This window comes from Pseudomonas sp. WS 5503 (genome assembly GCF_012985385.1).
GTDB classification, from domain to species: Bacteria; Pseudomonadota; Gammaproteobacteria; order Pseudomonadales; family Pseudomonadaceae; genus Aquipseudomonas; species Aquipseudomonas paracarnis.
This window is the reverse complement of the sequence record NZ_JAAQWI010000014.1, coordinates 111,333-135,571: the sequence shown is the minus strand read 5'-3', so window position 1 is coordinate 135,571 and position 24,239 is coordinate 111,333. Positions and strand designations below refer to the sequence as shown.

The 24,239-nt window shown below is 56.9% G+C and carries 20 protein-coding genes and 1 pseudogene; 14 read left to right on the top strand and 7 right to left on the bottom strand.

Annotation, left to right across the window (positions count from 1 at the left end; translation table 11 throughout):
* Window positions 1–130 precede the first annotated feature (130 nt).
* From HBO10_RS28740 to HBO10_RS28730, 3 genes and pseudogenes are all read right to left on the bottom strand, one after another.
* Window positions 131–373, bottom strand: a pseudogene (locus HBO10_RS28740) (cytochrome c); the annotation flags it as partial.
* 2 nt (window positions 374–375) lie between these two features.
* The gene (locus HBO10_RS28735; RefSeq protein WP_034128255.1) at window positions 376–915 is read right to left on the bottom strand and encodes a (2Fe-2S)-binding protein; all 540 of its coding nucleotides are present in this window, start codon (window positions 913–915) and stop codon (window positions 376–378) included.
* Window positions 908–3,739 (bottom strand): xanthine dehydrogenase family protein molybdopterin-binding subunit, encoded by a 2,832-nt coding sequence (locus HBO10_RS28730; RefSeq protein ID WP_034128256.1) that lies wholly within the window; start codon window positions 3,737–3,739, stop codon window positions 908–910. The genes HBO10_RS28735 and HBO10_RS28730 overlap by 8 nt, the downstream gene beginning before the upstream one ends.
* Window positions 3,740–4,929: 1,190 nt before the next feature.
* Here HBO10_RS28730 and HBO10_RS28725 point away from each other — a divergent pair.
* The 13 genes from HBO10_RS28725 (at window position 4,930) to HBO10_RS28665 (ending at window position 16,542) form a co-directional block, all read left to right on the top strand.
* A complete protein-coding gene (locus HBO10_RS28725; RefSeq protein WP_034128257.1) occupies window positions 4,930–5,778 on the top strand; it encodes a transporter substrate-binding domain-containing protein in 849 nt (282 codons plus the stop codon).
* Window positions 5,779–5,785: 7 nt separating this feature from the next.
* Window positions 5,786–6,445, top strand: coding sequence for an amino acid ABC transporter permease (locus HBO10_RS28720; protein WP_010565180.1), 660 nt, complete (start codon window positions 5,786–5,788; stop codon window positions 6,443–6,445).
* Window positions 6,445–7,092: an amino acid ABC transporter permease gene (locus HBO10_RS28715; protein WP_010565179.1), complete on the top strand. Its 648-nt coding sequence runs from the start codon at window positions 6,445–6,447 to the stop codon at window positions 7,090–7,092. The genes HBO10_RS28720 and HBO10_RS28715 overlap by 1 nt, the downstream gene beginning before the upstream one ends.
* Before the next feature lie 4 nt (window positions 7,093–7,096).
* Complete coding sequence (locus tag HBO10_RS28710; protein ID WP_034128258.1) at window positions 7,097–7,903, top strand: amino acid ABC transporter ATP-binding protein; 807 nt, start codon at window positions 7,097–7,099, stop codon at window positions 7,901–7,903.
* Window positions 7,900–9,132 carry a M20 family metallo-hydrolase gene (locus HBO10_RS28705; RefSeq protein WP_010565177.1) on the top strand — a complete coding sequence of 411 codons (1,233 nt, stop codon included), beginning with the start codon at window positions 7,900–7,902 and terminating at the stop codon, window positions 9,130–9,132. The genes HBO10_RS28710 and HBO10_RS28705 overlap by 4 nt, the downstream gene beginning before the upstream one ends.
* 16 nt (window positions 9,133–9,148) lie before the next feature.
* A complete protein-coding gene (locus tag HBO10_RS28700) occupies window positions 9,149–9,859 on the top strand; it encodes an urea carboxylase-associated family protein (RefSeq protein ID WP_010565176.1) in 711 nt (236 codons plus the stop codon).
* Between the two features lie 82 nt (window positions 9,860–9,941).
* Window positions 9,942–10,547: a cupin domain-containing protein gene (locus tag HBO10_RS28695; RefSeq protein ID WP_010565175.1), complete on the top strand. Its 606-nt coding sequence runs from the start codon at window positions 9,942–9,944 to the stop codon at window positions 10,545–10,547.
* A 495-nt stretch (window positions 10,548–11,042) separates the two neighbouring features.
* The gene (locus HBO10_RS28690) at window positions 11,043–12,041 is read left to right on the top strand and encodes a BMP family protein (RefSeq protein WP_161793219.1); all 999 of its coding nucleotides are present in this window, start codon (window positions 11,043–11,045) and stop codon (window positions 12,039–12,041) included.
* Window positions 12,010–13,224, top strand: coding sequence for an ABC transporter ATP-binding protein (locus HBO10_RS28685; protein ID WP_052199995.1), 1,215 nt, complete (start codon window positions 12,010–12,012; stop codon window positions 13,222–13,224). The genes HBO10_RS28690 and HBO10_RS28685 overlap by 32 nt, the downstream gene beginning before the upstream one ends.
* A 12-nt stretch (window positions 13,225–13,236) precedes the next feature.
* Window positions 13,237–13,566 (top strand): ABC transporter-like protein, encoded by a 330-nt coding sequence (locus HBO10_RS28680; RefSeq protein WP_010565172.1) that lies wholly within the window; start codon window positions 13,237–13,239, stop codon window positions 13,564–13,566.
* Entirely contained in the window at window positions 13,563–14,672 is a 1,110-nt protein-coding gene (locus HBO10_RS28675; protein WP_010565171.1) for an ABC transporter permease, read from the top strand. The genes HBO10_RS28680 and HBO10_RS28675 overlap by 4 nt, the downstream gene beginning before the upstream one ends.
* Window positions 14,662–15,588 carry an ABC transporter permease gene (locus HBO10_RS28670; RefSeq protein ID WP_010565170.1) on the top strand — a complete coding sequence of 309 codons (927 nt, stop codon included), beginning with the start codon at window positions 14,662–14,664 and terminating at the stop codon, window positions 15,586–15,588. Before HBO10_RS28675 ends, HBO10_RS28670 begins: the two co-directional genes overlap by 11 nt.
* A gap of 39 nt (window positions 15,589–15,627) precedes the next feature.
* A complete protein-coding gene (locus tag HBO10_RS28665) occupies window positions 15,628–16,542 on the top strand; it encodes a polysaccharide deacetylase (protein ID WP_230633867.1) in 915 nt (304 codons plus the stop codon).
* A gap of 427 nt (window positions 16,543–16,969) precedes the next feature.
* Here HBO10_RS28665 and HBO10_RS28660 read toward each other — a convergent pair whose 3' ends face one another.
* Window positions 16,970–17,659 (bottom strand): isochorismatase family protein, encoded by a 690-nt coding sequence (locus HBO10_RS28660; RefSeq protein ID WP_010565168.1) that lies wholly within the window; start codon window positions 17,657–17,659, stop codon window positions 16,970–16,972.
* Window positions 17,660–17,779: 120 nt separating this feature from the next.
* On the opposite strand from HBO10_RS28660, the gene HBO10_RS28655 reads away from it, so the two are divergent.
* Entirely contained in the window at window positions 17,780–18,679 is a 900-nt protein-coding gene (locus tag HBO10_RS28655) for a LysR family transcriptional regulator (protein ID WP_010565167.1), read from the top strand.
* 9 nt (window positions 18,680–18,688) lie between these two features.
* Here the strand turns inward: HBO10_RS28655 and HBO10_RS28650 are convergent, their stop codons facing one another.
* The 3 genes from HBO10_RS28650 to HBO10_RS28640 form a co-directional block, all read right to left on the bottom strand.
* Window positions 18,689–20,194, bottom strand: a complete 1,506-nt coding sequence (locus HBO10_RS28650; protein ID WP_230633868.1) for an NCS1 family transporter — start codon at window positions 20,192–20,194, stop codon at window positions 18,689–18,691.
* Window positions 20,195–20,352: 158 nt separating this feature from the next.
* On the bottom strand, window positions 20,353–22,122 hold the full coding sequence (locus HBO10_RS28645; RefSeq protein ID WP_010565165.1) for a hydantoinase B/oxoprolinase family protein: 1,770 nt from the start codon (window positions 22,120–22,122) through the stop codon (window positions 20,353–20,355).
* Window positions 22,123–22,139: 17 nt separating this feature from the next.
* Window positions 22,140–24,230, bottom strand: coding sequence for a hydantoinase/oxoprolinase family protein (locus HBO10_RS28640; protein WP_034128260.1), 2,091 nt, complete (start codon window positions 24,228–24,230; stop codon window positions 22,140–22,142).
* Window positions 24,231–24,239: the final 9 nt, after the last annotated feature.

The window sequence follows — 24,239 nt, the reverse complement described above, 5'->3', positions numbered from 1 at the left end:
CACGAGGTAATGGGGCACGAAATGAATGCGCTCTAGCGTCGCCATTCAACGCCCCTGGGACGCTTAACAATGTCCATAGATAGAACTCAATAGCTTATGCGTCCACACTATACAACTTACTCTTATCATCGCTGTACAAGCCGATGCCGTGTTCTTTGCTTGGCGTGATATTGGTGCCATAGATGGTGCCAAACGGCGAGACAATCGGCAGGCCGCCGGCAAACGGCGCGCCGCCCGGTGCAGTGTGGCAGGCCATGCAGTCAGCGGCGCGGGCGAGGTATTCGCCGCGCTTGGCTTGATCATCAGCGTGGGCAAACAATACCGGCGCGGCCAGGCCGACCGCCAAGGCCAGGCGGGTCAGAAAAAGCTTCATGCTTAACCCTCCTTGACCAGGCCGAGATCGGTCAGCACGTTGCGGGTGGCGTTGTAATAACGCACGTACCCGGTACAACGGCAGACGTGATGACCGAGGCTGTCCTCGATGACTTGTTCCAGCTTGCTGTGCACGGTCGGCTGGCGTTGCAGTTTCTCCACCAACACGGTCGCCGCGTTAACGAAGCCCGGCGCGCAATAGCTGCACTGAAAGGCGAACTCATCCACGAAGCGCTGCTGGATCGGGTTGAGCTCAGTGACCTGGCCCGACTCATCGCGCTTGGCGTGGCCTTCGATAGTGCGCACTTGCTTGCCTTCGAAGTAATGCGCGCCGGTGATGCAGGTGCGCACTTCTTCGCTGGTGCCGTCCGGGTTGTCGACGATCACCACACAGGCGTGGCAAATGCCTTGGCCGCAGCCCAGCCGCGAGCCCGTGAGGTTTTTGTATTCGTGCAGGTAGTCGATCATCGGCAGGTCATCAGGGATGTCCACCGGGCCGACGGGTTGACCATTGAGGGTCAGTTGAAGCGGACGGTTAGCCATTGAGGGCCTCCTTGATGCGTGCAGCCGTGATTGGCAGGTCGCGAACACGTTTACCGATGGCGTGTGCCACCGCATTACCGATGGCCCCGACAATCGGGATCATCACCACTTCAGCGATACCTTTGGACGGGTCGCTTGGCGACAGCGCCGGCAGAATCTCCGAGGTCTGTTCCCACACGGCAACGTGACGCGCCATCGGCAGACGGTAGCGGTTGAAGTTCCAGTCACCCTCCCCCGGCCCGCCTTCGTACAACGGCATTTCTTCCATCAAGGCGTGACCGATGCCCATGGCCACTCCACCTTCGAGTTGGCCCTTGACCAACTCTTCAACCAGCACACGCCCGCACTCGACCCATGAATGGTGATTGAGCACTTCGACCTGCGCCGAACCCTTGTTGACCTTCAACTCGACCAACGTGGCGACGGGGCTGTAGTACGTCACCGCAGCGTTATTCAACTGTGTGGCGGGATAGCTGACGTTCTGGCGATCGAGCAGGTGGAAACCGGCAGTGCTCATCAGCGCCTGCTTGGCTTTCGGTGCGCCATCGCCGTATTTCACCGCCAGACCGTCGAGCGGCAGGCGCTCGCGCACACCGTCGATGCTGTACTCAGCCTCGGCCCAGCTCCAGCGGTTGAACCCGTGGACCGTGGCAGCGGTGACCAGGCCGCGCTCATGAGCGCGCTTGGCCAGTTCTTCAAAGCTCAGCGGCTGCATACCGTTGGCGGTGAGTTTGCCATCGACCCAGTGCGCGTCTTCGCGGCGCACCACATAGGGGTTGGCCTGGCCGCCGAACGGGCCCTGGCGCCAGATCTCCAGCGCTGCCGGCCACAAGCCGTGGTTGAACAGCACGCGCGCCGCTTCACGGGTGGCGTGGCTGAAGTAGTACGCCGAGTTGGTCGCCGAAGACGCCGACGCGAGCTTGCCCACCCAACGCGGGTTACGCAGCAGGTTGTCCTGCTCGGCCTGGCTCATGGTGTAAGGGTTGCCGCCGGTGACCAGTTGCATTTCCTGCCATTGTGTTTCGCCGGTCTTCACTTCGTGGGCCGGGCTGCCGAGGAAGTCGGCAACCACCAGCGACTGCGAAGTGGACATGCCGGTGCCGATTTCGATTCCGATGTGGCGCAGGCTGATGCGACCGTCAGCGCTGAATTCAACACTGGCCATCGGCGCTTCGGAACCGGTGCCGAAGTCTTTCTGGCAGATGGCAAAACCGACGCCATACCAGTTATCCGGGTCTGCGGCTTCGCGTTGTTGCTTGATCGCGTCACGGTTTTTCCACACGTCGTGCACAGCGGCCTTGTCGAGAATTTCGTGCAGCCGCAACGCACCGGCAGGGATCGCGCCCTGGGTGTTCTTCATGCCCGAACGCAATGCGTTCTTGCGCCGCAGCTCGATGGCATCCACACCAAGGCGGCCGGCGATTTCGTCGACCATCATTTCGGTCGCCGCCATGCTTTGCAGGGTGCCGTAGCCCCGCATCGAACCGGCTTCAACGCCACGGGAATGGTACGCGGTGACTTGCAGGTCGTTCTGCGGCATGTAGTAGATCGACTGCGCCGCCGTGGCGCCGACCGCAGCCACCGATGGGCTGTAGTTGATACGGCCACCGCCGTCGACGCTCATGTCGGCGAGGAAGATTTTGAAGCTGTGGTCGTTCTTGTCGACCGCCAACTGATAGCGGATATCGAATGGGTGACGCTTGATGCCGCTCTGGAATTGCTCGTAACGGTCGTTGGCCAGGCGCACCGGCACACCAGCGCCATACAACGCAGCGAGGGCGGCGTAGTAGACGAAAATGTTGTGATCTTTGGAACCGTAACCCACGGTGTAACCCGGGTGCATGTTCAGATGAGCCAGGCCGAAGCGCGACGGCGAGATCATCTTGGCGGTCTCGGTCGCAACTTCCAGTGGGCACTGGGTGGCGACCACAAAGTGCAGGGTTTTGGTTGCTGGATCGTACCAACCGTTGCCGTTGTCCGGCTCCATGGCGGCCGGTTCGATCGATGGGGTTTTGTAGCGCTCGTCAAACACTAGCCAGTTGTCCGGTGGCGTGTTGATCTGGCTCTTCATGCGCTCGGCGTAGAACAGCCCGCGCTCGGTCAGGTTGCCGTGCAGGTTTGGCTGGGAATTCCACACTGGGCGACGGTTTTTCAGCATCGGGAACAGGATCGAATCCTTGAGGCTGGCGAATTCGTCTTCGTCGGCCGAGGTCTGGCCACCCACGCGCACGTAGCGGAAGCTACCGTAGGGGTCACCTTCGTAATACGGCACTTTGGCGCCGTAACGAATCGCCTTGTCATTGAACTTGAGCTTGTTCTTGGCCTGACGGAAACGCTCGAAGTCGTTCCAGATCAGGATCGCCACCGGGTGACCGATGAACATCGGCACTTTGCCCTCGGGCAACAACGGGTCCGGCGCATGTTCTTCCGGGAAGACGATACCGTCTTTGTCCAGGTCGGCAGCGGTGACGATACGGTCCGGCTGCAGCTCGGCGCCAAGCCACGACAGGTCGTAGCCCGCGTAGATGTGGTCGGCCTTGATGGTTTTGAGCAACATGGCGTGACCTTGCTGCTGGGGCCAGCCAGGCATGTCCTTGGAACGGATGTCGCGGGCAAACACCTTGCTGCCGCAGACTTTCGACAAGGCATCGTTACGCTGGCGCGCCTTGCCGTTATGACCAAGCCACTTTTCAGACGGCACGGTCACGCTGTTTTCCATCAAGGCAGCCAGCGCCTGGGTGCTGAGCGGCGTGAGCGTGACACTCACACCCGCCACCAGCCCGCCCTGGAGGAACGAGCGCCGGGTTAATTCACGGTTGGACATGGATCATCCTCTGAGCGGTTATAAATCCGCCCTTATGGTTAAGTACACCGAATCTGGAGACTTGCAGAAACCTTTCTCGACGAATCAAAAGGCCATGATGACAGTGCAAAGTTGACCGAAGGGTTAACTTTAAAGGTTTCTGCGCCTGCGGCAAATAACCACATTGAAATTTTTTGACACAAGAACGCAAAAACGGCCGACAGAATCGAAATGATCTGTCGGCCGTTTGCCGATAATGAGCGCTGTTGGCAGCGAAGAAGATGAGGTTTTTTCAAACCCCAGACACAAAAAACCCCGGCCTTTCGACCAGGGTCTTTGCTATCGGATCAAGGTGAGCCAGTGGCTTTCCTTGTGCTTCAAGGCGTTCAGTGGGCCTTGAGGCAGATATGGCGCAGCGGACGGGATCATAACTCATCCTCTAAATCATTGAAAGCTTCAGCTTTCTGTAGCTCAGCATACTGCTGATGGACTTAATTATGTACTCATTATTTCAAGTTGGGAATTACGATGCTCAGCGACTCTCTGAATGGCCCGACTAGATTACTTTGGACCAGCTTGACGTTCGCGAGCACCTGATACGTCTTGGTAACGTCAAAACCTCGGAGCCGGAACCCAGTCGCTATGTAGTGGTCAACTGATCCCAGCCAGATGTAGCATTGCCCATTACCGTTGCAGCGGCTCTACGTAAAGCAGTTGACTAAAGCCAGAAATCGGCCAATTGCGGCCGTTCCGTGCTAATTATTGTAGGTCAATGATCATGCGTTCGGTTTCAATCGAATGCCTCGCAATCGTAGCCTGCCGTCTCAGAGTTCAAACTTCCGGCTCTCGCCACCCCTGCAAAGCGTGCCAAGGCGGTCAAGCTGACCAAAGCTGCCATTCGTGACCGACTGCTTTCGAGCTCTGAATAGTTACTCGTTAGGGCATATGTAAGCACTGCGTTTCTCCCCCCCCGCCCCACGAACAAGCAACCGAGCAGCGCCGGCACATCCAAGCACTACAGATACCATTCACACACCACGCACCACATCAATGCGCACCACCGGCTATCGCACGCAATTAGCGCACTTCCCCGTCTTTCTATCCTGTCCTACGCCCCAATTCCCTCGAGCTAACTCCTGGCACGAATCATGCTTTTGTAATATTATTCAAGCTACTTGAATATAAATTTAAGTACTTCAAGGGGAATACCAATGACGCGTTTCACTCTAAAGGCGCTGTCGCTGTCGCTCGTCACGCTGTGCAGTATTTCTCTAGCGCACGCAGACGATTTGCTGCAGCGCATCAAGCAGAAAAACGAGATAGTCGTTGCCACCGAGGCGCGTTTTGCGCCGTTCGAATCGGTCGAGAATGGCAAGATTGTCGGCTATGGCGCAGACCTGATGCATTACGTACTGGATGCTGACTTGCCCGGCGTCAAGGTGCGCCAGCTCGATCTACCGTTTCAAGGGATTTTGCCTGGCCTGGATACCCGCAAATTCGACTTCGTTGTGACATCGGTGACAGTCAATAAGGCGCGTTTCGAGCAATTCGCTTTTACCGCCCCTATTGCCGAGTCCACCGTTGCACTGCTCAAGCGCGCCGACGACACCAATATCAAGGCGTTGACTGACTTGAACGGCCGGGTGATTGGCTCTCAAGTAGGTTCCGGGCAGTTGGCAGTGCTACAAGCACTGGATACCAAGCTCAAAGCTCAGGGCCAACCGGGCCTCAAGCAGATCAAAGAGTATGTGAGCTTCGATGAGGCTTATGCGGATTTGGCCAATGGTCGTCTCGATGGCGTGGCACAGTCGCTTTCCAACTTAGGCCCGTTGATGAAAGCCCGTCCGGGGCTTTTCACAACGCTGCCGGAGATGGCGGGTCCAGTGACGTATTTCGGCTGGGTCGGTCGCAAGGATGCTGACAGCGCAAGCCTGGTGAAGCTATTTAGCGAGGGCATTGCCCGCGCAGCGAAAGATGGCACCTTAAAGACGCTGCAGGATAAGTGGTTCGGTTTCACCATGGACTTGCCTGCCGATGCCATGCCAGTACCGAGCATCTGAGCCGCTGATGATGAATGATTTCAGCAGCCGTCTCGCGCTCTATTGGCCTGCCTTGATCGACGGTGCAATAACCACATTGTGGTTGTGCGCCATCGGCATGCTGCTGGGTTTCATTCTCGGCGTAGTAATTCATCTAATTGCCAATGGTCGCAGCCGTGCCGGCAGAGCATTCACCAGGGTGTATGTCAGTTTCTTTCGCGGTACGCCAATGCTGGCGCAGCTGCTGCTTCTGTTTTATCTCCCATCGGCCCTGGGTCTGGATGTGCCACCAATGGTGGCTGCTGCTACGGCACTTGCACTGAATACGGCGGCTTATCAGTCGCAGATATTGAGCAGCGGTTTCGCCGCAATCCCCAAGGGACAGATGGAAGCGGCGGCCGTGTTTGCCATCGGCAAATACAAAACGCTGTTTCATATCCAACTGCCACAGGTGTTGCGCCTCACCTCACCCGCGCTGATCTCCGAGTTGATCGATGTGATCAAGGTTTCAGCGGTGGTTTCGGTCATCTCCATCACTGATTTGATGCGCGTCAGCCAGCAACTGGTTTCACAGACTTACCGCCCGCTTGAGGTGTATCTGGTGGCGGGCTTGTTTTATCTCGCGCTGACAAGCCTGTTGAGCGTGCTCGGCAGCCTGCTGGAACGTCGCTGGAAGGAGCTCAAGTGATGCAAGAATTATTGAGTTATCTGCCAGATTTTGCCAATGCACTGCTGGTCACGCTAGGTATTAGCCTTACTGCCGCTGCGATGGGCTTACTGCTGGGATTTGGGCTCAACGCCTTGCGCATGGCGGTCCCAGGATTTCTAGCGATCTATCGCGTTTACGTGTGGCTGATCCGCGGGACACCTTTTCTCGCCCAACTCGCGATTATTTATTTCGGGCTGCCCGTCATCGGTCTGCGGCTGGAAGCCGTTGAGGCAAGCATCCTGTCGCTGGCCATATACAGTGCTGCTTACTTTGCCGAACTGTTCCGTTCTGCCTGGGCAAGCGTGCCCAACGGTCAAGTGGAAGCGGCGCGGGTGCATGGTATTTCACGCAGCCGTGTGTTCTGGCACATACAAGCGCCGCAAGCGCTGGCATTCGCCCTCCCGCTACTGGGCAATCAGGTGATCCTGACCATCAAGGAAAGCGCCGTCACTTCGATTATTACTGTGCCAGAACTGACCATGACAGCCGGACGCATCGTATCCACCACCTTTTCCTACGTATTGCCGTACGCCCTGCTGGTGTTGAGCTACTGGCTGCTGACCTCAACGGTCGCCGCTGTCGCCAGCGCACTGGGGCGGCGCATGACACGCCATCTACGAGGCTGAACAGATGACTACCCTACCGCTTCTTAACTTGCGTGGTGTTGGTAAATCCTATGGCTCGAACCGCGTGCTCAGTGGGTTTGACCTGCGCGTGCAGGCCGGAGAAATCGTATCGCTGATCGGACCTTCAGGCTCCGGAAAAACCACCGCCCTGCGCTGCATGAACTTCCTTGAACGCTATGACGAAGGTGAGATCTGGATCGATGGTCAACTGCTGGGCTACAGCGGCTCGGGCAGGCGTGAAACCGACCGCGACAGCAAAGCCAAGATCGATGAGGTGCGCAACCCACTGTCCATGGTGTTCCAGCAATTCAATTTGTGGCCCCACATGACCGTGCGCGAGAACGTCATGGCGCCCCTGGTACTCGGCAAGAAAATCGCCAAGGAGCAGGCCCGCAGCCTGGCTGATCAGGCATTGGCACGGGTCGGCTTGAGCGCCAAGGCGGATGCGTACCCGGCTCGCCTCTCCGGCGGACAACAGCAACGCGTCGGCATTGCCCGGGCCCTGGCAGTAAAACCGCGGCTGATGCTACTCGACGAACCGACCTCGGCGCTGGACCCGGAACTCGTCGAGGAAGTGCTGCAAGTCATTCGCAGCCTTGCGAACGATGGCATGACCATGGTGATGGTGACCCATGAAATGAGTTTCGCCGCACAGATTTCCAGTCAGGTGGTGTTTATGGAAGCAGGAAAAATAATTGAAACCGGTACTCCGCAGGCACTGTTCCAGGCACCAAAGACGGAACGCTTACAGCAGTTTCTCAGCCCCTGGTTTGACCGCAGCCTCACTCCACGCGTGCAGGTGACCCCATGATTGCCGATCAAGTGATGCAAGCCGTTTCATCGGAACGATTGCAGCGTTTGTTGGAGACCCTGGCAACCTTCGGGCCCGGCATCGATGGCGGAATGAACCGGCAGGCGTTGTCCGAAGAAGACCTCCAGGCCCGCGCCTGGCTGATTGACGAAGCCCGAAAACTTGACTGCAAAGTGTGGACCGACGCCGGTGCCAACCTGTTCATCCGCCGCGAAGGCCGTGAGGACTTACCGCCAGTGATGACCGGCAGCCACGTCGACACCCAACCCACAGGCGGCAAGCTTGACGGCTGTTACGGGGTAATGGCCGGGCTTGAATGCCTGTATGCGTTGGCAGAACTCAACGTCAGCACCCGCCGCCCAATCGAAGTGGTGGTCTGGACCAACGAAGAAGGCAGCCGCTTCAGTCCGGGAGCGATGGGCTCCAGCGCCTACGTGGACCCGGCACGGCTGCAGACCTATCGAAACAACCTTGACGTTGCGGGTATCTCGGTCGGAGAGGCACTGGACGCTCACGCCCTGCGCTTTGCCGACCTGCCACTGCGCGAAAAAATCGCCACACACGCCTTTGTCGAGTTGCACATTGAGCAAGGCCCGGTATTGGAGCAAGCCAATGTCCCGCTAGGAGTGGTTTCCGGTATTCAGGGCGTGCGCTGGTATCAAGTGCGCTGCAAAGGTGCTTCGGCACATGCAGGAACCACGCCGACTCACATGCGGCGCGATGCGTTGTTGCTCGCCATGGAATCCCTGGGCCGCATTGACGCACTGGCCGAACAACTCGCCGGTGACGACAAGCGCCTGACATTCGGCCGCTGGAGCGTCTCGCCCAATGCAATCAATACGATTGCCGGCGAAGCAACCTTCAGCATCGACTTCCGCCACGCCGATCCAGCGGTTCTCGACTCCTTCGATAACGCCCTGAGTGCCTGCCTGCCTGCCGACGCCGAACTGACCAGCCTGTTCAGCCACAGCCCGACCGCGTTCGATCATCAGGTCATCAATGTGTTGGAGAACGCCTGCGACGCCACAGGACTGGCCTGGCAATCGATACGTTCTGGCGCTTTCCACGACGCCATGTATTTGGCCGGGCACTGTCCTACAGCAATGCTTTTTGTACCCAGCCGGGACGGCATAAGCCACAACCCGAAGGAATTCACAGATCCCGCGCAATTGAAAGCAGGCGCCCAGGCATTGGCCTGGAGCTTGGTTGCACTTGCAGAACAACCCTGAACCCATAGGAACTCATATGACCAACATCACACATAGCCATGACTATCCAGCCTGCTGCCAGCCCGACAACGGCTCCTCGCTGGGCATCAACGCCACGTTGAAAGAACCGATCTCGGCCGATGGCACTCCAGTCCTGGGCGAAAGCTACACAGTGCCTGCCCGTTGTGGCCGCGCCGTCCGCCTGAAAGCTGGCCAGGTCATCAAAATCGTCAACACTCACGGCACCCAGGTATGTGACACCTGGTTGTTCAACAGCGAAGACATGAGCGAATTCCTGTCGATGGAACATGCTCGCGCGCATTGCAACAGCATCATTCCCAAAGCTGGCGACACGCTGTTCAGTAACCGTCGCCGCACGATCGGCACCCTGCTGACCGACACCTCACCGGGCATTCACGACACCTTGATGGCTGCGTGTGATCTGCACCGCTACACCAACCTGGGAGTAGAGGGTTATCACGACAGCTGCGCGGATAACATGCGTCTGGCCTTGCAGGCTATCGGTCTGCGCTCCCATGAAGTTCCGCAGCCTTTCAATCTGTGGATGAATATTCCGGTCAAGCCTGATTACACTGTTGAATGGTTGCCGCCGGTATCCAAAGCAGGGGACTACGTTGAAATCCGTGCAGACATGGACGTTATCGTGGTGATGTCCGCCTGCCCTCAGGACATCGTGCCTATCAATGACCTTAACCCGGTGGAAGTTACCTTCTCGGTTCACGGCTAATCGTCAATATCCCAGTAGACGACAGGCCTCCGTAACCCTAGGATGCCTGTCGCTCACTTCGTACAAACTTTTCGAGGGATGCATGTCCACACCCAGCAAAACGCCAGTAGCCAAATCCCAGCATTCCGATGGCCTGCCGAGCTTGAGCGTTCGTCTTCGCCATGCGCGCAAGGTGGCAGGCCTGACTCTCAAGCAAGTTGCCCAGGCTGCCAAGTGCTCCGAAAGCCTGATCTCCAAGCTGGAAAACGACGCAGCATCGCCTTCACTGGCCATGCTGCACCGCCTGGCACTCGCGCTCGGCAGCAACGTGTCGGAGCTGACGTCTGAAGACTGGGAGTCTGAAGAGCCCGTGCTGCGCGCCGGCGGTCGACAAGTGAGTCGTTTCGCACAAGGCACCGCGAAAGGCTATATCGATCTGGAACGCATCACTCATCTGCAAAAAGGCGGGCTGCTGCAAGGCGATATCCATATCGTTTCTCCTGGCATGGTCAGCGACATGATCGAGCATGCGGGTGAAGAGATGGGTTATGTGATCGAGGGCAGCCTCGACCTGACTCTCGGCGAGATCACCTACACGCTGAATGCTGGCGATTCCTTTCACTTCCCCAGCAACGTACCCCATGGCTATCGCAATTCGACCAAGAGTGTCGTCCGTATACTTTGGATCAACACGCCCGCAACGTTCTAATAAACTGCTGTCGGTACACGGCAACGTCCGCCTCGTCGACACCGCCGCTGACAGCGGCGCCCAACATCCAACAACATGCACCGCTCTGATCTGAAATGCATCTTCTGCTGTGAAAACCAGGAGCGCAGCCTTGTTGGCAAAGTATTGTCAGCACGCCGCCTCGCAACGCCGTTAGCTCATACAGGTGTTGCATTTGCGGTGCTCTAGGCGATGTCAGCATAGATGGAAATCATCCGACCACAACGCCCTCGACGTGCCTTCAACGTCATAACTGGCAATATTAATCAAGCACCTTGAATATTTATCCTGCCCCGTCCTCTATTAGTGCAACCTCCGTCCCAACGCATCAAACCAGCGCAACTTAGGTTGGCGAAAGACCTTTGATTTGTGGTGCTACATGGCAATAGATCGCGTCTGCGAATTAGGCATGAACATTGCTTTCACGTTATTAAAGTAACTTGAATTTAATGTAAGCCACTATAATCAGGGGAACGTATGACCCAATCCAGAGTCACGACTCCCTTCACCTTGCTCGCTCGCATTGCAGCGATAACTACCATCTGCTTCTCGTGTGTCTACGCGGGGACAGTTGCTGCGGATCCGTTGAAAGTTGCCATTGTGCTAGCCGGCAACATCACTGACCGTTCCTTCAACCAGTCCGGTTATGAGGGTGTAATTCAGGCACGCGACGCACTGAAGATCGAAGTGGCCTACAGCGAAAAGGTCCCGCAACCAGACCAGACTCAAGCCTTGGCAGACTATGCCCGACGCGGCTATGACGTGGTGATTGGTTATGGGGGCGAGTTTCAGGATTCAGTGGACCGGGTTGCCAAACGCAACAGCAAGACCCAGTTCCTGGTTGTAAACGGCACCAAAAGCGGCGGCAATGTCTCGACGCTGGCGTTCGATATGAAGGACATGGGTTATGTCATTGGCTATATCGGCGGCAAAACGTCACTGAGCGGAGTGGGTGGTTTTGTCGGTGCGCAAAAAATCAAAGCGTACTCCGACCTCAACGACGGTTTCGTCGAAGGCTTCAAGGCCGCCCGACCACAGGGCCAGGTCCTGAGTGCATGGACCAACGACTGGGATGACCTGGCCAAAGGCAAAGAAGCGGCCTTGAATCTGATTGGGCAGAAAGCCGATGTGGTGTTCCCGACCATGGATAACGCTGTACTTGGCAGCCTGCAAGCAGTCCGTCAGGAAAACAAACAGAGGTTCGGCATTTACTACGACGCTTTGAGTGACTGGCCGGATAACCTGCTGCAATCAGCCGTGCTGGATATGCGCGGGGCGCTGCTGACGGTGCTCACTCAGGCGCAAAGTTCGTCACTAGGCGGTAAGTCTTATGTTTACGGCTTTGAAACGCCCAAGGCCTTCCGCCTCGGTAGCTATGGCAAAGCAGTATCTGAGCAGACCAAGACCGATGCCGCGGCATTGATCGAGACCATCAAGCAGCGCAATGCCAGCCAGCAGTCGCAGCGGTGGCGGTAAAAACCTGATGAGCTATTTACAACTGGAGGGAATCGGCAAGCGATTCGGGGACTTCACGGCCCTGGAGGACGTCACTCTGGGAGTAAGCAAAGGCAGTATCCATGCGCTGTTAGGTGAAAATGGTGCGGGTAAAACCACACTGATGAACATCCTCTACGGCTTTTACCAACCGGACACGGGCGTGATTCGCCTTGATGGTCGGGAGCTGTCAATCGACTCGCCCCGTCAGGCCCTGTCTGAAGGTATTGGCATGATCCACCAGCATTTCATGCTCGTGGATAATCTGAGCGTTTTGGAGAATGTCATCCTTGGCTTGCCGGGCCGCCTGCGCCTGAAACTCGCTGATCACCGTCGCAAGCTGATCGAACTCAGCGCTCAGGTCGGCCTGAATGTAGCTCCTGACCGCCTGATCTGGCAACTGCCGATAGGCATGCATCAGCGGGTGGAAATCCTCAAGGCGCTGTATCGGGACGTGGAAGTGCTCATTCTGGATGAACCCACCAGCGTTCTGGCCCCTACCGAGATCGACGCATTTCTGCAAATTCTGGAGAACTTGCGCTCAATGGGCAAAACCATGCTGTTCATCACGCACAAGCTCGATGAGGTGTTTCGGGTTTATGATCGGGTGACGGTACTGCGCCGGGGCAATGTCGTCGGACACGCGCAGGTTAGTGAGAGCACGCCACAGGAAATTTCCCGGCTGATGGTCGGCCGCGAACTGGCCCAGCCCGTCGAGCTTCCCAAGGTTGTACAGGGTCCGGTTGTGCTCAAGGTCCGGGCTTTGTCAGCCAATAATGATCGCGGCATTCAGGCGTTGAATGCTGTCAGCTTCGAGATCCGAGCGGGGGAAGTGCTGGGTATCGTCGGCGTTGACGGCAACGGCCAGGCGGAGCTCGCGGATACGATCGCCGGAATGCGCCATGCGCAGTCCGGGGAAGTCTGCATGCGCGGCCAGTCGATGCTTGGCCACGATGTCGCCAGCCGCCGGAAACGGTTCAGGGTCGGCTATGTTCCCAAAGATCGCCACAGTACCGGGCTGGTCCTGGATTTCACGCTGTGGGAAAACGCCATGCTGCGCGATCACCGACGCTCACCGTTTTCGCGTTTCGCCCTGCTCAAATCAAAACGTGCGCGGGAGATTACCCAAGACTGGTGCTCCCGATACGACGTGCGCATGCATTAGGTTGACCAGCAAGTGCGATTCCTCTCCGGAGGCAACCAGCAAAAACTGATTTTTGCCCGGGAAGTCGAATGCGACCCTGACCTGCTGATCGTCATGCAGCCATGCAAAGGCTTGGATGTTGGAGCTATCGAAGCAGTGCAAGGGGTCGTGCGCGAGCAACGGCAAGCGGGCAAAGCGGTGCTTTACATATCGACGGAGCTGGAAGAAGTCATGGCGATTTCTGATCGTATTGGCGTGATGTGCGCTGGTCATCTGACTGGTGTACTGAATCGCGCCGACGCCACGGCGGACCTGATTGGTTCACTGATGACCAGCACGGCTTCACAAGAGGTTTTGTCATGAATGAAGTCTGGCGCTGGCTGCATCGCCTGCGAATGGTCTGGGCGGTGCTTGCAGCCTTCGCCCTGGGTTCGCTGCTCATCCTAGCGGCCGGCAAAAATCCCATGGCGGCTTATCAAGCGTTGTTTAAGGGAGCCTTTTTCGACTATCACGGCCTGGCCAATACCCTGGTCAAAATGTGCCCGATGCTGCTCGCCGGGCTTGCGGTGATCATTCCCATGCGTTGCGGGCTGCTCATTGTCGGTGCCGAGGGGCAGATCTATATCGGTGGCCTGGCAGCGGCAGCCGTCGCGCTGTATCTGCCACAGATGCCTGCGATGCTGCATGTGCTGCTGTGCCTGCTGTGCCTGCTGGCAGGCATGCTGGGCGGTGGCCTGTGGGGTGCGATTCCGGGGTATCTAAGGGCAAAACGCGGCATCAATGAAGTCATCGTGACGCTGCTGATGAACTACGTTGCGATCAATATCGTCAGCTATTTCGCAGGCGGTCCAATGATGCAGGAAGGCGCGCCCTACCCTTACTCAGCAGAAATCAGCGAAGACTTATGGCTGCCCCTTTTGCTGTCGGACACCGACACCCACATTGGCGTGCTGTTCGCAGCGCTGTTAAGCCTGCTGACCTTTGTCGTCTTCAAATACACCACGATCGGCTTTTCCATGACGGCGGTAGGCAAAAGCCCGCAAGCCGCGCGCTACGCTGGCATGTCCGTGAACCGCAACCTGATCGGCAGCATGATCGCAGATGGAGCCATCGCTGGCTTGGCGGGAGCGATAGAAGTACTCGGGGTCAAATACCGGTTGTATCACCTGTTCAGCCCCGGCTATGGCTACGACGGCATCGTGGTTGCCTTCATGACCAGCCTGAATCCTTTGCTGGCGACATTTTCGGCGTTTTTCCTTGCAGGCCTGAGCACTGGTGCGCAGTACATGCAACGCGCCATCGGCCTGGATGTGACAGCGATTGAAGCATTGCGCGGGCTGATCGTGATCTTTGTCGCCGCCGGGTTGATCTGGAAACTGAACCTGCAAAAGCGTAACAACCCGTTGGCGAAAGCGGCCAGCATCCCGAGCCAGAAAAACACAGCGGAGGGTTTGACCGATGGACGCTAGTTATCTGGATATTCTTGCCACCGGGCTGCGCCTCGCCGTCCCGTTGATTTTCGCGGCATTGGGTGGCATCTGGTGTGAACGTGCCGGGGTGTTCAATCTGGCACTGGAAGGCAGCATCTTGGGCGGCGCGTTTGGTGCGGCTGTCGCTGCTTTTTTCATGCACAGCGTGTGGGGAGGTTTGCTGGGTGGAGTACTTGCGGCGGGTTTGATCGGACTGCTTCTGGCAACCATGACCGTGCGCCTGGCAATCAATCAAATGGTCGCGGGTATCGCCATTAATATGCTAGTCATTGGCATTACCTCATTCTTTGCACGCATGGCGTTCAGCGAACAAGGTGCTTCGGCATTGTTGCCGGGCTTCACGACATTGCCTGTTCCGGGGCTGGCGTCGATCCCGGTGGTCGGCGATATTCTGTTCAAGCAGAATCTTCTGGTCTATCTGCTATACGCCATGGTGCCATTTGCCTGGTGGCTTCTGTTCCGCACTTCATGGGGCCTGAACCTGCGCGCCACCGGTGAGTATCCAAGAGCTGCCGATAGTGCCGGGCTGAACGTGTTCCGGATTCGTTTCTTAAGCATTGTCGGCTCTTGCGTGATCGCCGGACTGGGCGGCTGCTATCTGGTGCTGTCACAAGTGTTCATGTTCACCGAGCACATGAGCGCGGGCAAAGGCTTCATTGCCTTGGCCGCATTGATTCTAGGTAAATGGAATCCAGTGGGCGCACTAGCTGCCTGTCTGTTGTTCGGCCTGGCCGATGCACTGCAACTGCGTTTGCAATTTGGTCATCCGGATGTGCCCTATCAGCTGTTCGTGGTGCTGCCTTACGTCGCATCCATTGCCGCACTGGTGATCTTCGCTGGAAAAATCAGGCCTCCGGCCTCTGTAGGTGAATTCTTCAAGCGCGGTGGCAAATAACACCTAGCCTCGACTTTCAGCTTTTCAACAGGTACCGACATGAGCAAACCTGCAAGCATGATCAAGAGCCCTATTGCGTGGCCGGACGGTGCGCGCTGCGCCGTGGCGATCACCTTCGACATGGACGCCGACAGCTTCCTGCACTTGCATCGTCCCGCAGACAGCCACAAGCGGGTCAGCACCATTTCAACGCTGCAATACGGACCGAAAGTCGGCGTACCGCGTATCCTGCAGTCTTACCGGGACCTGGGTCTGAAACAGACATTCTTCGTCCCGGCCTGGTGCATCGAGCAATATCCGGCTGCGGTCGAGGCGATGGTCAAGGACGGTCATGAGATCGGGCACCATGGCTACATCCATGAGCACGTCAACGAAATCAGCGAAGAGGAAGAGCTGTTCTGGTTGCGTAAATCCATCGACATCATCGAACGCCACACCGGCCAGAAACCCCGAGGTTTCCGCGCCCCGCTGTACAACTTCTCCCCCGCGACCACAGACCTGTTGATTGTCGAAGGCTTCAAGTACGACGCGTCGTTGATGGGCGACGATACCCCATACATCCTGCAAGGCAAAACTGGGCAACTGGTCGAGTTGCCGACCCATTGGGCCATGGATGATTGGCCGCCTTACGTACACATGAGTGACATCGACTACAGCATGCCGATCCGTTCACCCCAGGAGGCTATCTCCGTTTACAAGGCTGAGTTCGATGCCATGTGGGAATACGGCGGGCTTCTGGTTGCAGTCTGGCATCCTTTCGTAAGCGGCCGCCTCGCCCGCTGGCATGAGACGGTGCGCTTCATTGAATACATGCAGGCCAAAGGCGGAGTGTGGTTCGCCACGCTGGAAGAAATCGCCGCGCATGTAAGTCAAGTACATGACCAAGGCTCGACAAATCTGCGGGTGGAGCGTATGCCGCCGTACGATGGTCCCGTCAAGTTCGACAAATATTAGCCAAAACGCTGAATGGCGGTCGCCAACGGGCGACCGCCTCACTACTAGAACCAGTTCCTCTAAATACTAATTTGGATAATTATTGCGTATTCGCCCATGTGAGTTTCGGCGACGGGTCGTTAACTTATCTGCATAGAAATGGCATCGACTCAAATGCCAGATGTTTGAATTCGCAGTAGCGCACGTCAGCACTGGCCCTACTGGGCTCTGCATGGAAGGGGTTATTGCATCGAGCGATTTAACGAGTCGGTACTGCGCAGCACCACCCCAATTACAGTCCGGCTAGGATGCCCTGGCACATAGGTGAAGGGATAGACGCACCATGGCCGAAATAACAAATGGCAAAAGGGCCGTGACGCATAGACACACGGCCCCTTCTTCGTCAGCTGTTTGTTTAACCAAACAGGACCCAGTCACGTTCTCGTAATTACTTCTGGCCCGCAGTCGCCAAGTAATCCAGGCATGTGTCGACAGTTTCTACATCGGCAAATTTTGCGTCGATGTCGAACAGGTTCCAGGCTACTGCGCCCGGGACACGGTCACCGATACATTCTTTAACTGCGATGGTACGAAAACCTTCAGCCAGGCCGTCACATAAAGTCGTGCGAACACATGCAGACGCTGTGACACCGGTGACCAAAATTGTGTCGACGCCAGCGGAACGCAAGTAGCCTGCCAGCGACGTTCCACTGAACGAACTGGCGCGCTTCTTGATCAGCACGAACTCACCCTCAATCGGGGCGATACGCGAGTCGATGGCCCAAAGGTTTTCGTCACTCTGGTTGACCACATCCACTGGAATTTTGTTGTGCCATTGGCCCATATCGGTGTTCGGATCATTGCGATCGGTATTCTGGTAGCACGTTGTCACGTGGACGATCGGAAAGCCCTTGGCGCGAAATTTTTTCATCAGGCGCTGGACGCCCGGAATAATTTCGTCGTCGATCTTATCGCAAGTGAACGGGTTGCCCGGGCGAGTCCAGGCATTGGCCAAATCGACATTGATCAGCGCCGGGTGCTTACCAAAACCGATGCGGCGCTGAAAACCTCGCTCCTTGTAGAGCTTGGTAGATTCTTCGAACGCGCGTTCAAGCATGATCATCAGTTCTTGCGACATAGTGAGTCTCTCCAGTCTAGGTAATGAAGGTTGGCATTAGAAATTGCCTTGACCTGATACTCACGGTAATCCGTGGTATAAATAACATCCAATTCATTATTTGACATTATTGATACCAGTATGAGCATCAATATCCGTTTCGACCTCAAGCAGATGAAAGCCTTTATCGCCGTGGCCGAACACCTTCATTTCAAGCGCGCGGCGGACGTGCTGTTCATTACCCAGCCTGCGTTAAGTCGTTTGATTAGAGCTCTGGAAGAAGAAGTGGAGGCGCAGTTATTCCAGCGCACCACCCGACAGGTTGCGCTGACCGAGGCCGGTCGCCTGTTTCTCCATGAGTGCCAGCAGGTATTTCGCCATATAGAGCGCGGAATCGAGTTGGCGCGTAGCGCAGCGGCGGGTGATATTGGTCACCTCACGGTTGCCTACAACGATTTTGCAATCAACGGCGCCCTGCCCGCGATCCTTGAGCGCTTCAAGGAACTCCATCCGAACGTGACGGTAGAGTTGCTCTACATGCCGTCGCACGAACAGTACAAAGCCATCGATGATTGTCTGATCGACGTAGGATTTCTTTTGGGCCCGGTGTCGATGCCAGGGATCAAATCCCTGCCTGTGTCGCAAGAGAGAATGGTGGCCATTCTTCCCGCCAGACACCCATTGGCTGGCAACACCAGCATCAGGGTCGAACAACTCAAAGACGAGCGCTTCATCTTCGGCGCGGCCAGCGGCTGGAGCCTGTTTCGGGAACAGTCATTTCAGCTCTGCCAACGCTTTGGCTTTACGCCGAACATCATTCAGGAGGCGACCACCAGCATCGGTATCTTCGGGCTGGTGGCCGCTAATATGGGCGTGTCGATCTATTCGGAATGCGCCTACAAGATCCAGCGCGAAGGGGTAGCCATTATTCCCCTGGAAAACGAGCATGCCTGTGTGCAAACCATCGCCGCCTGGAACGACGCATACGAAACGCCCACGGCAGCCAGGTTCAGGGCGTTGTTGCAGGACCTGACCGCCTAGCGGCGTAGCTTAATCCAGGCGATTGATGGGTGTACGGTGAAAGCTGTCATTTTCGCCGTCGTAGCTCCAGTTCATCCCCACGCTGGTGGCGAGCAAAGACTCATTGTCCGGCGTCAGCAGTTCACGTTGCGGATAGCGTTTAGCCACCCAGAACTTCATCAGTACAAAATAGGCCACCAGTCCCACCACAAAGCCGACCACAAAGGCCCAGTCACCCGAGAAGAACGCCAGCACGCTAGCCAGACTCCAGGCCAGCAACCCCGCGGGATTGAACCCACGCCAGTAATAGAACTGTCCTTGCACTTGATAAAGTTCGGGCACATTCAGGTGGCGGCGTCTGAGCAGGTAGTAGTCCGCGATCATGATTCCGCCGATAGCCGACAGAAAGGATCCGTAGGAAAACAGGAATGCAAAGAGGTTGTCGAGGATCGCCCAAGGCATGGACAGCGTGCCGATGATGCCCGCGATGACGACCGCCACTGGATACTTAACGTAGGGCGCGCCAGCGTTGACGAAGGTCAGCGCTGCCGGAATCAGATTGGCCGCTGTATTGGTCGACCATTGCGCCAGAACCACCAGCAACATAAGCACGACCAGACTGATACCCGTGCTCTGCACTTGAATCACATTGATCGGATTCCAGTCTCCTGCCGCGATAAATGATGCCGCACCAATCAGGGCAATCCATGTCTGGGTCAATGGCAGTGCAAGTAACTGAGCAAGCAGTGCGTGCTTGTTGCGTTTGATAAACCGTCGGGAATCCAATGGCGTCTTCAGATAACGGGTGATATTGGGAATATCGATGGCCAGTGTCGACCAGAACGCTACGTTAGCCAGGAACAGCGTCGTCCAGCTCAGTTGTTTGTCGCCGACGAACGTCCAGATATTCACGCCTTTGGTAGTCGCCAGTACGTCCAGCGTCATGTACATCCAGACCGAAATGGCAATGATTGCCGGCGCGGCAATCGAGGACAAAAACTCCACTGCCTTGATCCCCATGGCGGTATTGATGATCTGGACCACAGCAAAAATCACGTACCACAGCGGCCAGTTATCAAAACCGGTCAGGTATTCAATGATGCCATTGAAGGCCAGCGCTCCAAGGTACGTCTGAATACCGAACCAGATTGCCGCAATCACCCCACGAAACAGAGACGGAATGTGCGTGCCATAAATACCGAAAGGCGCGCGCAGGTAAACCGCAAACGAAAGACCATGCTCGGTGCCAATATCGGCCGTCAGGGTCATCAACAAAGCCAGGACAAAATTGGCAAGCAGGATAATCAGCACGACCTGGGTCAACGACATGCCGGAAACGCCGGTGGCGCCCAACTGGAACGTGGCAATCATGAAAGCGATCCCAATCCAGATCCAGGTGAACCCCAGTGTGCCGATCGAACGCTGCTGGCGCTTTATCGGCAAAATCGTCTTCTCCAGCAAATTATGGCGAGACACCGAGACAGGACTTGCCGCTGCTGGGATATCGCTGGCGATATCGGGTGTGTTCAGAGTCATTGACAATACCTCTGGGTAAGTTCGAGGCGCACGGCGACGCTGGCCCTTTTTGAGGAGGCCAGGCCGTGCAGGGGTAAATAAGGGAATTCAACGCTTTATCTGGAGCCCGACAAACCATTGGGTGATCTGTCGGACTTCTCAATGGGACCGATCGAAGGTCAGCCGTTCTGCGCCGTCAGCTGTGCTCGTCGCTTATCAGTGGCGGCTAGATCCAGCTGAACCTGCTCGTCCAGCACCACGCCATAGACTTCATAGGCTTGGTCCAGGCTGCAGAAGTCATCCAGGACATCTTCGCGCACCTGCTCGGCGCTACGCTCCAGCGGATTGCCGTAACCACCGCCGCAAGGCGAGTAGTACGCCATGACATCACCGGCCCGGGAGGCGTAGCCGGAGAACTTCGATGGCATCGAAACGATATCGTCAGGGGTTGCCACATTGTAGATTTCAGTCTTGCCGACCACGCCCTCACAGCCGCCGAAAATACCCCACGGCACGTCGTAATGGCGTTCGCTTTCATGGGTGATGAACCCGTTGGTCAACACCCGTTGCGCTTTCACCACGCCGATCCCACCGCGATATTTTCCGGCGCCGGGCATGACGTCATCGCGTAACTCGTAACGGTCACAAATCATCGGCAGGTGCATGCCGAGGTCTTCAATCGGGTTATTGCGGGTATTGGCCATGAGGTTGTCGATGGCGTCGGGACCATCAGACCGGGGCCGCCCGCCGTAAGCGCCTTCGTTGACCTCCAGGAACACCCAATAGTCGCCGCTGGGTTTGATGCCCGAATAGGCGGCAAAAGAGATCGACGCCGAACTGCCGGCAATGATCCGCTCTGGCAGTACCGGCGCCAGGGCCTTGATGATCAGGTCAATCATGCGGTTGCACTGGGTGAAACGCGCCTCGGCCGCTGCCGGGAAAATCGGGTTGAAAATAGTCCCTAACGGCGCCAGCACGCTGATCGGTCGGAACGAGCCTTCGTTGGACGGTACCGGGCTTTGCGTGGTGTAGGCATCCAGCAGGATCTTGCGAAACGCAGCAAATGCCGCGACCTTGCACGAGCCCTCGAAGGGTACGTTGTACGCAGTCAAGGTTTGCGCCGCGGAACCGGTCAGGTCCACGATTACCGAATCGCCCTGCACCTTCACCGTCACCACCACCGGTAAGCGCTGATCTCTATGGCGACCGTCGTCGTCGAGAAAGCCTTCGGCGCGGTATTCGCCGTCAGGAATTTCCTGAATCTTCTGGCGCATGATGGTTTCCGAGTAGTCAATCAGTTGATTGATCGCATCGAAAGTGAAGTCCTTACCGTAACGCTGCAGCAACTCCTTGAATCGCTTGACCCCCAAATGCGCAGAGGCCACTTGGGCTTCGATGTCGCGGATCAACTGCGTGGACGCGCGGCTGTTGTACTTGAACATCTGCACCAGCGCCTCATTGCGCACACCCTTCTCGTACAGCTTCAGACCTGCCATGAGCATGCCTTCGGCGTACACATCACCCACATCGATGATCAAGCCCGGTGTCGCCGCACCAATGTCAATGTGATGCGCGGTGTTACCGGAGAAGCCGACCAACTCCCCTTCATGAAAGATCGGAATGATAATGGCCAGATCCGGGCTGTGGCTCGAACCGTGGTACGGGTGGTTATGCACCACCACATCGCCCTCATGCCAAGCGCCGCCTTGCAGGGTCGCTTCAATTCCGCGCAGATACGCCGGGATGGAACCGATGTGCATGGGCGTCGATTCGGACTCACAGATGGTCTGATATCGGGTGTCGAACAGACCTGCGCCCATGTCTTGGGACTCGCGAATGATCGATGAGAACGACATGCGGTACAGCACGTGGCCCATTTCTTCGGCGATGGTTTTTAAGGCACCGTTGATGACTTGCAGGGTAATCGGATCTACTTTTTGCTGGCTCATGGCGCGGACCTCAAAGATTACGAACGGGAAATGATCAAGTTGCCATGTGCGCTCACTTTCGCGACCCAGCCTGGCGGCACCAATGAGGTCGAATCGTGTTGCATGAGCATTGCCGGGCCCTCGATGTATTGTCCTGCTTGCAACTTGTTGCGGTCATATCGCGGCGTTGACAAGCTCTGGCCGTCATCGAAAATGGTGGTTCGTTCGTACAGGAAAGCGTCACCGGTATCGCTGTCCTGAGCTTCCGGCAGCGCCGACCAGGCCAGTTTTTGCGACTGTGAATGACCGATGACCCGCAAGCTGACCACTTCGACCGTGGCATCGTCGAAACAATAGCCGTAGTCCTTTTGGTGCTCGCGATGGAACTGCGCCATGACCTCGGCAATGGCCGCACGGTCAACTGCCCCAGCGGGTATCCGCGAGCGCAACTCGAACCCCTGCCCGTCATAGCGGCATTCGGCGATGCGGGTCAGCTGCATATCAGCTGCGCTCACACCATCATTTTCCAGCTGTTTGCGGATGTCCGTCTCCAGCCCCTGCAATGCCTGTTCAATGCGCGCCATGTTCAGCTCGCTGATATCGTTGAGGTTGCACAGCAGCGACCGCAGCGCTTCGTATTGCAGGTCGGTGGTCAACAGCCCGGCCGCGGCAGTGATGCCCGGTGCAGGGGGAATCAACACCGACTTAGCGTTAACCTCATCCGCCAGCGCCGGACCGTGTACGGGGCCTGCGCCGCCAAACGGCATCAGTACGAAATCCCGGGGATCGATCCCTTTGGCGACGGAATTGGAGCGTATCGCCAAGGCCATGTTGTTATTGACGATCTTGAGAATGCCCAGCGCGGCTTGATGGACATCCATGCCCAGTGGTTTGGCAATTTTCTCTTCGATAGCTTTATAGGACAGTTGCGGGTCCACTTGCAGATCGCCGCCAAGCATCTGATCGGGGTCGAGCCGCCCGAGCACAATGTTGGCGTCCGTTACCGTCGGTTCCACACCGCCACGGTTGTAGCACGCAGGGCCAGGGTTGGAGCCAGCCGAGCGCGGGCCGACCTGGAAGCCTCCCGCCGCGTCAATGAACGCCACCGAACCGCCCCCTGCTCCGATAGTGATCAGATCGATCATAGGCACCAGCACCGGATGCCCGGAGACGTAAGAGTCCCGTGGGTTCATGATTTTGATCTGTCCGTCGACCAGCGTCGAAATATCGGCAGAGGTTCCACCGATGTCCACTGTAATGATGTTCCGTTCGCCATCCAGACCCGCGAAGTAATGCCCGCCCATCACACCGCCTGCCGGGCCGGACATCAAAATGTTCACAGGCCGATCGCAGCAGCTTTCCACGGTGGCCACGCCGCCGTTGGACTGCATGATGCGCAGGTCCGCATGAATACCGTTGTCTCGTAGCTGGGTGGATAAATGGGTCAGATAGCTTGAGGTGCGCGGTCCGACGTAGGCATTCATGGCCGTAGTGGAGAAACGCTCATATTCGCGCATGACATCGACCACTTCGCTGGAGCAGCAGACGAACGCTTGCGGCATTACCGCCTGAACAATGGCTTTGGCTCGAAGCTCGTGGCTGCGCTCGAGAAACGAATACATGAAGCCGATGATCACCGCCTCGACGCCGCGAGCCTTGAGCGTCAGCGCGGCGTTACGGACCTCCTCATCGTCCAGCGGCGTCTGAATTTCGCCATGGGGCGGCAGGACGCGCTCGTTGATCGCGATGCGGTTGCGCCGACGGACCAGCGGCGCGCTCTGCCACGGAACTTCGAAATGCAGGGAAAAGTTAAACGGGCGCTTGTGGCGGCCAATGTGCAGGATGTCGCGAAATCCCTTGGTGGTCAGCATCCCAACATTAGCGCCGTTGTGCTCAATGGAAATATTGGTTGCGACAGTGGTGCCGTGGACAATTTGTTTGATTTCGTCGAAGCCGATTTTCGCCTTGGCACATAACTCCATGATCCCGCGCATGACTGCCAGGGACTGGTCCTCGACCGTGGTAGGAACTTTATGGGAAAAAATCTTGCGGCCAATGGAATCCAGCTCGGTGGTTTCCAGAATCAGGTCTGTATTGGTGCCGCCAACATCTACGCCAATGCGTGCCATGTCATGATG

What these genes read in the sequence shown, in the direction of transcription:
- HBO10_RS28735 (WP_034128255.1), bottom strand. Translation starts at nt 915, where the DNA reads ATGGCTAACCGTCCGCTTCAACTGACCCTCAATGGTCAACCCGTCGGC.
- HBO10_RS28730 (WP_034128256.1), bottom strand. Translation starts at nt 3,739, where the DNA reads ATGTCCAACCGTGAATTAACCCGGCGCTCGTTCCTCCAGGGCGGGCTG.
- HBO10_RS28725 (WP_034128257.1), top strand. Translation starts at nt 4,930, where the DNA reads ATGACGCGTTTCACTCTAAAGGCGCTGTCGCTGTCGCTCGTCACGCTG.
- HBO10_RS28720 (WP_010565180.1), top strand. Translation starts at nt 5,786, where the DNA reads ATGATGAATGATTTCAGCAGCCGTCTCGCGCTCTATTGGCCTGCCTTG.
- HBO10_RS28715 (WP_010565179.1), top strand. Translation starts at nt 6,445, where the DNA reads ATGCAAGAATTATTGAGTTATCTGCCAGATTTTGCCAATGCACTGCTG.
- HBO10_RS28710 (WP_034128258.1), top strand. Translation starts at nt 7,097, where the DNA reads ATGACTACCCTACCGCTTCTTAACTTGCGTGGTGTTGGTAAATCCTAT.
- HBO10_RS28705 (WP_010565177.1), top strand. Translation starts at nt 7,900, where the DNA reads ATGATTGCCGATCAAGTGATGCAAGCCGTTTCATCGGAACGATTGCAG.
- HBO10_RS28700 (WP_010565176.1), top strand. Translation starts at nt 9,149, where the DNA reads ATGACCAACATCACACATAGCCATGACTATCCAGCCTGCTGCCAGCCC.
- HBO10_RS28695 (WP_010565175.1), top strand. Translation starts at nt 9,942, where the DNA reads ATGTCCACACCCAGCAAAACGCCAGTAGCCAAATCCCAGCATTCCGAT.
- HBO10_RS28690 (WP_161793219.1), top strand. Translation starts at nt 11,043, where the DNA reads ATGACCCAATCCAGAGTCACGACTCCCTTCACCTTGCTCGCTCGCATT.
- HBO10_RS28685 (WP_052199995.1), top strand. Translation starts at nt 12,010, where the DNA reads ATGCCAGCCAGCAGTCGCAGCGGTGGCGGTAAAAACCTGATGAGCTAT.
- HBO10_RS28675 (WP_010565171.1), top strand. Translation starts at nt 13,563, where the DNA reads ATGAATGAAGTCTGGCGCTGGCTGCATCGCCTGCGAATGGTCTGGGCG.
- HBO10_RS28670 (WP_010565170.1), top strand. Translation starts at nt 14,662, where the DNA reads ATGGACGCTAGTTATCTGGATATTCTTGCCACCGGGCTGCGCCTCGCC.
- HBO10_RS28665 (WP_230633867.1), top strand. Translation starts at nt 15,628, where the DNA reads ATGAGCAAACCTGCAAGCATGATCAAGAGCCCTATTGCGTGGCCGGAC.
- HBO10_RS28660 (WP_010565168.1), bottom strand. Translation starts at nt 17,659, where the DNA reads ATGTCGCAAGAACTGATGATCATGCTTGAACGCGCGTTCGAAGAATCT.
- HBO10_RS28655 (WP_010565167.1), top strand. Translation starts at nt 17,780, where the DNA reads ATGAGCATCAATATCCGTTTCGACCTCAAGCAGATGAAAGCCTTTATC.
- HBO10_RS28650 (WP_230633868.1), bottom strand. Translation starts at nt 20,194, where the DNA reads ATGACTCTGAACACACCCGATATCGCCAGCGATATCCCAGCAGCGGCA.
- HBO10_RS28645 (WP_010565165.1), bottom strand. Translation starts at nt 22,122, where the DNA reads ATGAGCCAGCAAAAAGTAGATCCGATTACCCTGCAAGTCATCAACGGT.
- HBO10_RS28640 (WP_034128260.1), bottom strand. Translation starts at nt 24,230, where the DNA reads ATGGCACGCATTGGCGTAGATGTTGGCGGCACCAATACAGACCTGATT.